Origin of the sequence: Cupriavidus sp. SK-3 (assembly GCF_000611145.1) — a bacterium.
Lineage (GTDB): Bacteria > Pseudomonadota > Gammaproteobacteria > Burkholderiales > Burkholderiaceae > Cupriavidus.
On sequence record NZ_JFJV02000018.1, the window covers coordinates 1 to 11,009 of the forward strand.

General features: G+C 64.6%; 13 protein-coding genes and 1 pseudogene. 6 read left to right on the forward strand and 8 right to left on the reverse strand.

The window, feature by feature from the left end; translation table 11 throughout:
- Window positions 1–33 precede the first annotated feature (33 nt).
- The coding region (locus CF70_RS37245) for a D-amino acid dehydrogenase (RefSeq protein ID WP_235184845.1) at window positions 34–836 on the reverse strand (803 nt) is incomplete at its 5' end.
- Between the two features lie 2 nt (window positions 837–838).
- Window positions 839–1,353 (reverse strand): annotated as a pseudogene (locus CF70_RS37250) (FAD-dependent oxidoreductase); the annotation flags it as partial.
- Window positions 1,354–1,462: 109 nt separating this feature from the next.
- Between CF70_RS37250 and CF70_RS01230 the strand changes: the two are divergent.
- Window positions 1,463–1,966 carry an Lrp/AsnC ligand binding domain-containing protein gene (locus CF70_RS01230; RefSeq protein ID WP_035859375.1) on the forward strand — a complete coding sequence of 168 codons (504 nt, stop codon included), beginning with the start codon at window positions 1,463–1,465 and terminating at the stop codon, window positions 1,964–1,966.
- An 18-nt stretch (window positions 1,967–1,984) separates the two neighbouring features.
- Here the strand turns inward: CF70_RS01230 and CF70_RS01235 are convergent, their stop codons facing one another.
- From CF70_RS01235 to CF70_RS01255, 5 genes are all read right to left on the reverse strand, one after another.
- Window positions 1,985–3,067: a PA0069 family radical SAM protein gene (locus CF70_RS01235; protein WP_035859376.1), complete on the reverse strand. Its 1,083-nt coding sequence runs from the start codon at window positions 3,065–3,067 to the stop codon at window positions 1,985–1,987.
- A gap of 218 nt (window positions 3,068–3,285) precedes the next feature.
- A complete protein-coding gene (locus tag CF70_RS01240) occupies window positions 3,286–4,206 on the reverse strand; it encodes a LysR family transcriptional regulator (protein ID WP_035859377.1) in 921 nt (306 codons plus the stop codon).
- A gap of 33 nt (window positions 4,207–4,239) precedes the next feature.
- Complete coding sequence (locus CF70_RS01245; RefSeq protein WP_035859378.1) at window positions 4,240–4,728, reverse strand: NINE protein; 489 nt, start codon at window positions 4,726–4,728, stop codon at window positions 4,240–4,242.
- 260 nt (window positions 4,729–4,988) lie between these two features.
- A complete protein-coding gene (locus CF70_RS01250) occupies window positions 4,989–5,393 on the reverse strand; it encodes a hypothetical protein (protein ID WP_035859379.1) in 405 nt (134 codons plus the stop codon).
- Between the two features lie 175 nt (window positions 5,394–5,568).
- Complete coding sequence (locus CF70_RS01255; protein WP_035859380.1) at window positions 5,569–6,699, reverse strand: PQQ-dependent sugar dehydrogenase; 1,131 nt, start codon at window positions 6,697–6,699, stop codon at window positions 5,569–5,571.
- A gap of 144 nt (window positions 6,700–6,843) precedes the next feature.
- On the opposite strand from CF70_RS01255, the gene rpsP reads away from it, so the two are divergent.
- The 5 genes from rpsP to CF70_RS01280 all read left to right on the forward strand — a co-directional run bounded on the left by rpsP (window position 6,844) and on the right by CF70_RS01280 (window position 10,011).
- Window positions 6,844–7,098 carry a 30S ribosomal protein S16 gene (rpsP, locus tag CF70_RS01260; RefSeq protein ID WP_035859381.1) on the forward strand — a complete coding sequence of 85 codons (255 nt, stop codon included), beginning with the start codon at window positions 6,844–6,846 and terminating at the stop codon, window positions 7,096–7,098.
- A gap of 121 nt (window positions 7,099–7,219) precedes the next feature.
- Window positions 7,220–7,849 (forward strand): ribosome maturation factor RimM, encoded by a 630-nt coding sequence (rimM, locus tag CF70_RS01265; protein ID WP_414629418.1) that lies wholly within the window; start codon window positions 7,220–7,222, stop codon window positions 7,847–7,849.
- Between the two features lie 61 nt (window positions 7,850–7,910).
- Window positions 7,911–8,717 (forward strand): tRNA (guanosine(37)-N1)-methyltransferase TrmD, encoded by an 807-nt coding sequence (gene trmD / locus CF70_RS01270; protein WP_035859390.1) that lies wholly within the window; start codon window positions 7,911–7,913, stop codon window positions 8,715–8,717.
- Window positions 8,718–8,792: 75 nt separating this feature from the next.
- Complete coding sequence (gene rplS, locus CF70_RS01275) at window positions 8,793–9,188, forward strand: 50S ribosomal protein L19 (RefSeq protein ID WP_035859392.1); 396 nt, start codon at window positions 8,793–8,795, stop codon at window positions 9,186–9,188.
- Between the two features lie 142 nt (window positions 9,189–9,330).
- On the forward strand, window positions 9,331–10,011 hold the full coding sequence (locus tag CF70_RS01280; protein ID WP_035859393.1) for an NUDIX hydrolase: 681 nt from the start codon (window positions 9,331–9,333) through the stop codon (window positions 10,009–10,011).
- A gap of 31 nt (window positions 10,012–10,042) precedes the next feature.
- On the opposite strand, the gene CF70_RS01285 is transcribed toward CF70_RS01280, so the two are convergent.
- Entirely contained in the window at window positions 10,043–10,891 is an 849-nt protein-coding gene (locus tag CF70_RS01285; RefSeq protein ID WP_035859395.1) for a sulfurtransferase, read from the reverse strand.
- Between the last annotated feature and the right edge of the window lie 118 nt (window positions 10,892–11,009).

An 11,009-nucleotide genomic window follows, 5' to 3' on the forward strand; every position in this document is an offset into this window, starting at 1 on the left:
CCCCGCGGGGCCGCCCTTTTCAGTTCTGGCGGATCAGGCCACCGCAGGACGGTGCGCGGCGCGAGTTCCCGGGCGCTTGAGGTAACGCGCGACCGAGAGGTCGTCGGCGCGGATCGCCGGTGAAGTGCCGGACACCAGGTCCGACAACAACTTGCCCGAACCGCAGGCCATGGTCCAGCCCAGCGTGCCATGGCCGGTATTGAGCCAGAGACCCTTGAGCGGCGTGGGGCCGACGATGGGCGTGCCGTCCGGCGTCATCGGGCGCAAACCGGTCCAGAAGCTGGCGCGGCTGACGTCGCCGGCGCCGGGGAACAGGTCGGTCACCACATGTTCCAGGGTGCGGCGCTTGGCCGGGTCGAGTGTGCGGTCGTAGCCGACGATCTGGGCCATGCCGCCGACGCGAATGCGATCGTCGAAGCGCGTGATCGCAACCTTGTAGGTTTCGTCGAGCACCGTGGAGACGGGGCTGCGGTCCGCATCGGTCATCGGCACCGTCAGGGAGAAGCCCTTGAGCGGATAGACCGGGAGGTTCGACAGGCCCGGCAGGAAGTTCTTCACGAACGGCGTCGACCAGCTGCCCAGGGCCACCACCACCAGGTCCGCCGTGACGGGCTCGCCGCCGATCATGGCGCCGGTGACGGCATCGCCCCGGGTCAGCAGGCCGTCGATGGAGCGGTTGTATTGGAACTGCACGCCCAGGCCTTCGGCCATCGCCGCCAGTTTCTGGGTGAACAGCTGGCAGTCGCCGGTTTCATCGTTGGGTAGCCGCAGGCCGCCGCTCAGCTTGTGGCTGACGGCGGCCAGGGCTGGCTCGCCGGCGGCGGGGTCTTCGCGCGNNAGTTCTTCGCGCGATAGCAACTGGTAGGGCACGCCGGCTTGCTCCAGCACCGCAATGTCCTTGGCCGCGCCGTCGAGCTGCTCGTCGGTGCGGAAGATCTGCAGGGTGCCTTGCTGGCGGCCTTCGTAGGCGATGCCGGTATCGGCTCGCAGGGTGCGGATGCAGTCTCGGCTGTACTCGGCCAGCCGCACCATGCGTTCCTTGTTGACGGCATAGCGGTCGGCGGTACAGTTCATCAGCATTTGCCACATCCACTGCAGCTGGAACAGCGAGCCGTCCGGGCGAATGGTGAGCGGCGCGTGCTCCTGGAACATCCATTTGATGGCTTTGAGCGGCACGCCAGGCGCTGCCCACGGCGACGCGTAACCCGGCGAGATCTGGCCTGCATTGGCAAAACTGGTGCCAAGCGCGGGCGCGGCCTCGCGGTCGATCACGGTGACATCATGGCCGGCACGGGCCAGGTACCAGGCGCTGGTCACGCCAATTACGCCACTGCCAAGAACGAGAACGCGCATAGTCGGGGGCTCACAACCAAGAAATAGTGTGGATAGAGTATTTATCTCTATACTATTGAAATATGTGCAGTCATAGTTATCGTAATTTTCACGGAAACAGGAAGAACTAATGAGAACAAGTCGCCAGCCCGTGCGCAGCCTGGACCGGCTGGACCGCAAGATCCTGGCCTTGCTCCAGGCGGACGGCCGCATGTCGATGAAAGAGCTGGCGGAAGCGGTTGGCCTGACCATCACGCCGTGCATCGAGCGGGTCAAGCGCATGGAGCGCGACGGCGTCATCATGGGCTACTACGCCCGCCTGAATCCCGTGCTGCTTGGCAGTGGCCTGCTGGTGTTCGTGGAGATTTCGCTTGGCAACAAGTCGGGCAATATGTTCGAGCAGTTCCGCCGCGAGGTGTCGCGCATTCCCGAGGTGCTGGAGTGTCACCTTGTCTCGGGCGATTTCGACTATCTGATCAAGGCCCGCATCCGCGAGATCGGCGAGTATCGCCGGCTGCTGGGCGACATCCTGCTGCAGTTGCCCGGCGCCGCGCAGTCCAAGAGCTACGTGGTGATGGAGGAGATCAAGGAGACGCTGGCGATCGCGGTCGACGAGAAGGCGCCGCACGCCTGAGACCCTGCCGGCATCTGTCTAGAACAATGACATCTGCGGCGTTGCACCGGCCCTTGAGAAATGTTCGGTAGTCAGGGGGTGGCGTTCGGCGTTTAGCCCATGGCGCTGGCAGGCCAGCTTGAAACGCTTGCGCAGCAGTTCGGCAAAAATGCCGGTACCTGTCATGCGCGTGCCGAAGCTGGAGTCGTAGGCCTGGCCTCCCCGCATCTGCGCGATCAGGCTCTGGACATGCCGGGCGCGCAGCGGATGGTAGGTGGCCAGCCACTCGGAAAACAGATCCGCTACCTCGCGCGGCAGCCGCAACAGGATATAGGCGGCTGTCTTCGCGCCAGCGTTGGCACCCGCCTCCAGGATGGACTCCATTTCCGGGTCGGTCAGGCTTGGGATGACGGGCGCCACCATCACGCCCACGGGAATCCCGGCCTCACTCAGCGACGCGATGGCTGCGATGCGACGCGCCGGCGCGCTCGCCCGCGGTTCCAGCGTGCGGGCTATCTCATTATTGAGCGATGTGACGGACATATGGACCCGGACCAGGTTCCTGGCCGCCATGCGCTGGAGGATGTCGATGTCGCGCGTGACAACCCCCGACTTGGTCGTGATGGCCACCGGATGGTTGAACCGTTCCAGCACTTCCAGTATGCCCCGTGTGATGCGGAGTTTGCGTTCGATGGGCTGGTAAGGGTCGGTATTGGCGCCCAGCGCGATGACCGATGGCGTGTAGCCGCGGCTGCCTAGTTCGGCCTGGAGCAGTTCGGCGGCGTTCTCCTTCGCGTACAGGCGGGTTTCGAAGTCGAGGCCCGGCGAAAGTCCCAGATAGGCATGGCTGGGTCTGGCATAACAGTAGATGCAACCGTGCTCGCATCCTCGGTAAGGATTGATGGAAGCGTCAAAGGGCAGGTCCGGCGACTGGTTGCGCGAGACGATGCGTTTCGCCTTCTCCGTGAAGACAATGGTTTGGATCTGGGATGTCTCTGGCTCATCGATGGCTCGCGGCTCTTCGTCGACCCGTTCGCGGGTCCATGCATCGAAACGGCTGACGTTGTTCGAGCGCGCCGCCCGGCCTTTGAGCGGGCTGGAGGAGGGAGGTCGGGTCGTCACGGTTGCAGTCCTGCGGCTACGGTTGATACTGTATAAATATACAGTGTTCGCCGGCCAACCGGCAAGGAGTAAAGGGTGGATGTCCCCGGAAGCAGAAGATTCGGCGAATCATGCACGACGGGGTCCGTGCGGGACGGCGGCTCTGCAATGGGTTATTCCTGCTGCAGCACTTCGCAAAAACAGCCAAGGTGTGTTTTGCCGTGCGGGAGCCACGCCAGTCAGGCAGGCGGTGCCGCCTCGGGGCGGTCCCAGTAGGGCGGGGAGCCGAAGCGCGCCGCAAAGAAATCGGTAAAGGCGCGGGTTTTTGCCGGCACCTGCCGGCGGCTCGGGTAGACCGCCCAGATCGATACCGACGGCAGCACCGGATAATCGGGCAGCACGTTGACTAGCGCTCCACTGCGCAGGTAGGGGCCGACATCCCAGGTGGATTTGAGCGCGAGTCCCATGCCAGCCAGGATCGCATCCCGGATGACCTCGCCGTTGTCCGTGCGGAGATTGCCGCTGACGGCGATCGCGGTCTTGCCCAGCGCCGTGTCGAACTGCCAGGAGGCCTGGTCGCCAAGCACGATGCAATTGTGGTTGCGCAGGTCCTCCGGGTGCCGTGGCGTGCCATGGGCGGCAAGGTAGGCGGGCGAGGCGCAAATGGCGCGATGGCTCGGGGCAAGCGGGCGGGCCACCAGCGATGAGTCGGGCAGGGCACCCATGCGCAGCGCCACGTCCACCCCGGCCTCCACCAGGCCGATCACCTGATCCGTCAGCCGTAGGTCCAGCGTCAGGCCGGGGTAGGCGGCAAGGAAGGCTGGGATGGCCGGAGAGACGTGCTGGCGGCCGAAGGATGCGGGCACCGTGACGCGCAGTATTCCGTGTGGTGCTTCCGCCCCCCGGCCTACCGACTGCGCGGCCTGGTCGGCCGTGTCGAGCAATTGCCCGGCATGCACAAGAAAGCGTTGGCCGTCTCCGGTCAGCGAAATGCGCCGCGTGGTCCGGTGCAGCAGCCGCGTGCCGAGCTTTTGTTCGAGTAGCGCCAGGCGGCTGCTGGCCGATGACGTGGACAGCCCGAGATCGCGCGCCGCCGCCGACAGGCTGCCCAGCGCCGCCGCGCGCACGAACACCGCGATATCCAGCAGGTCGAAGTGCATGGCGCCTGGGCCCCTGGGCCTTGGAACTGCCAATTACTGCGAAAGGGCGCGAGCGGCTTCGACCTGGGATTCGAAGAAGGTCTGGAAACTGATGGCCAGGCCGGCCATCAGCAGGCCGGTTCCGATCAGCAGCGACAGGATAACCAGGATCACGACCGGCCAGCCAGACCGGGTCGGCTTGCCATGGGGATTGAAGCGGGCATCCCATTTATCGTCCGGGCGCAGGCCATACACGATGGCCGCCAGGAAGGCGCTGATCACCGACGTGCCACCGGCGATGGCAAAGGTCCAGTTCAGGGCCGGCGTGCCGGCGCCAGTCTGTATCGAAATGACGCCGATGACCCCGGCCAGGGCCGCCAGCAGGTGAGCCCACGCAAACTTGTCGCGCAAACCACCCAGGTAGAAGCGATGCAAGCCCAAGCTGCCGAACAGGAAGGCAAGCGCGACCGTGAGCAGTTTGGACTTGCCCCGAAGCGGCTTGACGAATGCGGTGGCGGCTGGAACTTGGGTAGCGGCAGGCATGAGGCGGCAACTAGGTTGATGGCCGGCCAGGGGGCGACCGGCGCAAGATCAGATCAATGCCAGTCAAGCCGGCACCGGCGCTCATTGTACGCTGGCCTCGGGCGCAGGCGCGGGAAGGCCGGGTGCGATGCGGGTCGGACGGCGAAGCACACGGGAGTTCCGTGCGCGGCACAGCCGGGAGGAAGGGGGTACAGGAAAGCGAGGCGGATCCCGCCGTTTGGAGGGCAAACAGGCGGGGGGGATGCAGGTGTCAGGCGGACCTAACGGCCGCCGTCGCGTCCCCGCGCCTGCCAGCCGGGGCCGGTGCCGGGACCGCGCTGCTCGCCGCGCGCGTTGTCGCCTTGCGCGTTGCGATCGGCTGGGCGGCCGCGCTCATCATCGCGCTCCTGGGGAGGCAAGGGGCGGCCGTTAAGGCGGTCATCAGCGCGGGCTCGGGCTTCCATTCTTTCGATCTGGGCGCGCACATGGTCTTGCCGTTCGGCGCGTACGCTGGCCATCTCCCAGCCACCCTGGCCGCGCGCGTTACCATTGCCCGCGGTCCGGCCTTCGGGCCGGCTGTGTTGCCAAAACGCGACCTGCGCATGGCTGACAGCATTAAGGCCGAGCACTGAAACGGCCAACAGGATGCCAGCCACCGAGTCGCGCAGGAAGGTGCGGGGGAGCATGCGGAATCCCAGTATCCTGTCGCGCGGTGAGTTGTTCGAGATATGGGTTCATGGTACGCACGGGCCTTCGGGACGCATATGCAAAAGCCGTTACTGGTGTAACGGATTGTTTCGCCTCCACCGGTACGTTTCGCGGCTTGCCTGCGGGCTATGCGGGGAGTGGCGTTTCAACGGCTCACGGCGCGTAGCGGATACGGTAAATGGCGCCCGCCGTGTCGTCGCTGACAAGCAGCGAACCATCCGGGGCGACCAGGACATCGGCCGGCCGGCCCCAGGCTTTGCCGTCTTGCAGCCAGCCTTGCGCGAAGACTTCCTGGCGTGCTGCCTGGCCATTCTCGTTCACCACTACCCGGACAATGCGGTAGCCGACCTTCGCGCTACGGTTCCAACTGCCGTGCTCGGCAATGAAAATATTGTTCCGGTATTCGGCGGGAAACTGTGAGCCGGTATAGAAGCGCATCCCGAGCGAGGCGACATGCGCGCCCAGCTTTGCGGCCGGTGGCTCGAACTCCGAGCAGTTGCGCTGCTTGCCGAACTCAGGGTCGGCAACGCTGCCGGCGTGGCAGTATGGATAGCCAAAATGCTGGCCGGCACGGGTCAGGCGGTTGAGTTCGTCGTCTGGCACATCGTCTCCCAGCTGATCGCGCCCATTGTCCGTGAACCACAGCTGGCGCGTGACCGGGTGCCAGTCAAAGCCCACCGAATTGCGCACGCCCCTGGCTACTACCTGCAGGTCGGAGCCGTCGGGCTTCATCTTCATGATATTGGCGTAGCGGTTTTCGTCAGGCTTGCAGATATTGCAGGGCGCACCGACCGGAATATACAGATAGCCATCCGGACCAAAGGCGATGAACTTCCAGCCGTGGTGGGTTTCGGAGGGGAAGCGATCGCTCACCACGACCGGCTTTGGCGGGGTGTCGAGCCGGGCTTCGATGTCATCGAGCCTGACGATGCGCGAGACCGAGGATGCATAAAGGGCGCCGTCGCGGAAGGCCACGCCTACCGGCATGGTCAGGCCGGTGGCGATTGCCCTTACCCTCGGGTCAGGCGCCAGCGCGTTGCTGATTGCATAGACCTTGCCTTGGCCAAGGCTGCCGATAAAGAGGGTGCCGGCCGGTGACATGGTCATGCCCCGTGCTTCCGGCACATCCTGGCTCAGCACGTCGATGCGGAACCCCGGCGGCAGCTGGATCTGCTCCAGCGGCAGGGCCGTGGCCGCGCTTGTATCGGGACCGAACCAGGCAGCCGCGGCGAAAGTGGCTGCAAGCAGTGCGCGGAAGGCGCGAATGTGAAGGTGGGAACGCACGGCAAGATCTCCTGTCGGGGTTTTCGCCACGATGCCTGTAGCCAGGTGTCGAGTCAATCGCTCTAAGTGTTTGTTTGGGCTCGGGATTTGGTCTATACTCTTGCGTTTCGTGTTCGAACATCAAGTTTTCTGAGGAATCAAACCATGGTCGTAATCCGTCTGGCTCGCGGTGGCAGCAAGAAGCGCCCCTTCTTCAATATCGTCGCGGCAGACTCGCGCAATCGTCGCGATGGCCGCTTCATCGAGCGTATCGGCTTCTACAATCCCCTGGCTTCGGCAAGCGAAGAAGGCCTGCGCCTGGTGCAAGACCGCCTGACCTACTGGCAAGGCGTGGGCGCACAGCTGTCGCCGACGGTTGCCCGTCTGGTCAAGCAGAACGCCGCCAAGGCCGTAGCCTGATTGTTGTGACGCGCGTTTCGCGACGCGTGGCAAACGACACGTGACAGAACGCAAGCAAGGCGTCCCGGCGCGGCGGCCGCTCAATGTGCCGCTCGAGTCCTCGGCCCGGCCCAAGGCCGGTGTGCAGGAAAAGGCGAGTCTCAAGCCGCAGGGCGTAGCTGGGTTTCCGGCTGCGCTGGCATATACCGATAAGCTGCCGGACGACCTGATCGAGGTTGGTTACGTCAGTGCGGCTTACGGCATTCGGGGCTGGATCAAGGTCCAGCCGCATGCCGACGATGCGAGCGCGCTGTTGCATGCGCGCCGCTGGTGGCTGCTGAAAGCTCCGCCGACAGGCCTGGTGGGCGCGGCCGATGCCGTGGCATCGGAGGCATTGTGCGTGAAGGTCGTGCAATCCCGTGAGCATAGCGGTACCGTGGTGGCCCAGGCGAACGGCGTGTCCGACCGCAACCACTCGGAAGCGCTCAAGGGTCGCCGTGTCTGGATTCGTCGCGAGGATTTCCCCGCGCCGGATGAAAACGAATTTTACTGGGTCGATCTGATCGGCTGCGCCGTGTTCAATGAGCAGGGCGAGTCGCTGGGCGAAGTGTCCGGCCTGATCGACAACGGCGCGCACCAGATCCTGCAGGTAGCGCATACCTTGCCTGACGGCAAGGCAAGCGAGCGCCTGATCCCCTTTGTCGACGCATTCCTGCGCTCGGTCGATATTTCGGCCAGACGCGTGGTGGTCGACTGGGGCCTGGACTACTGAGCGGTCCGGCAACGGACGCTCGGCTGGCGGCGGCCGGGTGGGCAAGTATAGGGAGGGGCGGATGCAGTTCGATGTGATCACGCTATTTCCCGAGATGTTCCGTGCGCTGACCGACTGGGGTATCACCAGCCGGGCGGCCAAGCAGCAGCGTTATACGCTGCGCACCTGGAATCCGCGCGATTTCACCAGCGACAACTACCGTACGATCGATGATCGCCCGTACGGCGGCGGTCCTGGCATGGTAATGCTGGCCAAGCCACTGGAAGATGCAATCGGCGCGGCATGTGCGGCGCAACTGGCGGCGCAAGCCGCCGCGGATGTGCCGGGCGAGCCGGTGAAGCCGCATGTGGTGCTGATGTCGCCGCAAGGCGCGCCCCTGACGCATCAGAAGGTGATGTCGCTGGCGCAGCGTCCCGGCCTTGTGCTGCTTTGTGGCCGATACGAAGCCATCGACCAGCGATTGATCGAGCGGCGCGTGGATGAGGAAATCAGCCTCGGCGATTTCGTGCTGTCGGGGGGCGAGTTGCCGGCCATGGCCGTAATCGACGCGGTCGTCAGGCATTTGCCGGGCGTGCTGGGCGATGCCCAGTCGGCGGTTCAGGACAGCTTCGTCAATGGGCTGCTGGACTGTCCGCACTATACGCGGCCGGAAGAATACGAAGGTGTGCGGGTGCCCGAGATACTGCTCGGGGGCCATCATGCCGAGATCGAGAAGTGGCGGCGCCAGCAGGCGCTCGCGAATACTGCGAAGAAGCGCCCCGATCTGATCGAGGCAGCGCGCAGCCAAGGGTTGCTGAGCCGGGCCGACGAGAAATTCCTGTCGGCCTGGCTGGCGAAAGAAGGGCGGGAGTTCGCTCCCGCCAGGTGAAACCCCATCCTCTGCCGGGGCCCAGGCCATGCCTGGGGCATACAACGTCGGCATGATGGACAAGGAGAAAAAACGATGAACATCATCGAGCTGATCGAGAAAGACGAAATCGCGCGCCTGACCGCGAACAAGACCATCCCCGCATTCGCACCCGGCGACACCGTGATCGTCAGCGTGAACGTGGTGGAAGGTAGCCGCAAGCGCGTGCAGGCTTATGAAGGCGTGGTGATTGCCAAGCGCAATCGCGGCCTGAATTCGTCCTTCATCGTGCGCAAGATTTCGTCGGGTGAAGGCGTGGAACGTACGTTCCAGCTGTACTCGCCGCTGATCGCAGCGATCGAAGTGAAGCGCCGTGGCGACGTCCGCCGCGCCAAGCTGTACTACCTGCGTCAGCGTTCGGGCAAGTCCGCGCGGATCAAGGAAAAGCTGGCATACAAGTCGGCACCGGCCAAGGCTGCTGCTGCGGAGTAAGCCGCTGTCGCCACGATCGGTTCTGCCGGTCGTGGCTGCGCAAAAAGGGCACCTTCGGGTGCCCTTTTTGCGTCTGCGCACGATATTTTGCTGCGGTGCATGAAGAACGGCTTGGCCGCCTTCTGTCATACTCACAACGATTATGCGTCCTGCCTTCGATCCCGAATCCCTCCCCATCGTCGCAACCGATATCCGGCATCCGCCGCTTGCGGATGCGCGCCTGCAGCCCGAGTTCATTCGCCACCGGCTGCAGTCGCCTCCGGCGTGGGCGCCCGAGCTGACTGACGAATCGCGTGCCTACGATCGCAGCCTCAAGCTGCGCGACGCGGCCGTGCTGGTGCCTCTGGTTGAGCGGGGCGACGGGCTGACCGTGCTGCTGACCGAGCGCAATGCCAACCTGAGTTCGCACGCCGGGCAGATCAGTTTCCCGGGCGGCCGGCACGAAGCCTTTGATATCGACCGTGTTGCCACGGCGTTGCGTGAAACCGAAGAAGAAGTTGGATTGGTGCGCGACTATGTGGAGGTGCTGGGCGCTCTGCCCGACTACATCACGGGCACCGGTTTCCATGTCAGCCCGGTGGTGGGCCTGGTGCGCGACGGTTTCACGCTGCGCCCCGATGCGCGCGAGGTCGCCGATGTCTTCGAGGTGCCACTGGGGTTCCTGATGGACCCTTCCCATCACCAGCAGCGTCTGTTCCGCTGGGTGGACGGCGAGCGCCTGTTCTACGCCATGCCCTTCCCGCGCGAAGACGGCGGCCACCGCTTTATCTGGGGCGCCACCGCCGGCATGCTTCGCAACCTCTACCATCTGCTGGCTGCCTGATCGCCATCGGGCAGCCGTACAGGGAGCGATCTCAGGCCGCGGCGGCCTGGTCTTGCCCGATGCAGTGCGGGCAGCTCTTGCCCACCACATAGTGCGGGCTTTGCTGCTCCTCGGCGGTGACCACGGCGCGGCAGGCGAAGCACTGCTTCGGTCCGGCGGGCTCCAGGCTCGGGTTGAGCGCGGTGCGGTAATCGAAGACGAAGCAGTCGCCCTGATAGTGGCTGCCGCCCACTTCCTCGAAATACTTCAGGATACCGCCTTCGAGCTGGTAGACGTGCTCGATGCCGGCCTCCTGCATGTGGATGGCGGCTTTCTCGCAGCGGATGCCACCGGTGCAGAACGACACGATGGTCTTGCCCTCGAACTCCGCCTTGTGTGCCGCGATGGCCGGCGGGAAGTCGCTGAACTTGGCAATGTCGTAGTCGACCGCTTGCTCGAAGGTGCCGACCGCGACCTCGAATGCATTGCGTGTATCGAGCATCACCACCGGGCGGCCAGCGTCGTCATGGCCCTGGTCCAGCCAGCGCTTGAGCTCCACGGGCCGTACCGCAGGCGCGCGCCCTGCCTCGGGGCGGATCAGCGGCATCTTCATGGTGATGATTTCCTTCTTCTCGCGCACCAGCATGCGCTTGAAGGGCTGGTTCTCCGACAGGCTCTCCTTGGGCGCGATGTCGGCAAAACGCGGGTCGGCGTGGAGCCATCCCAGGAAGCCGTCTATGGCTTCGCGCACGCCGGCCAGGAACAGGTTGATGCCTTCCGGCGCGAGCAGGATGGTGCCCTTGAGCCCGTGGGCTTCGCAGCGCGCGCGCATTTCCGGGCGCAAAGCCGGGATATCGTCCAGCGTGACGAATTTGTAAGCGGAGATGTTTACGATCTGCATAGGTGGCGCACGCCCGGCCCGCGCATTGTGACCGCGCGGTAACTGCCTGATTGGAAAGGCGAAATTATAGCGCCTTGAAGGCCTCGTGCCGGTCTTTTCCGAGCAGCCGGGTTGGTCT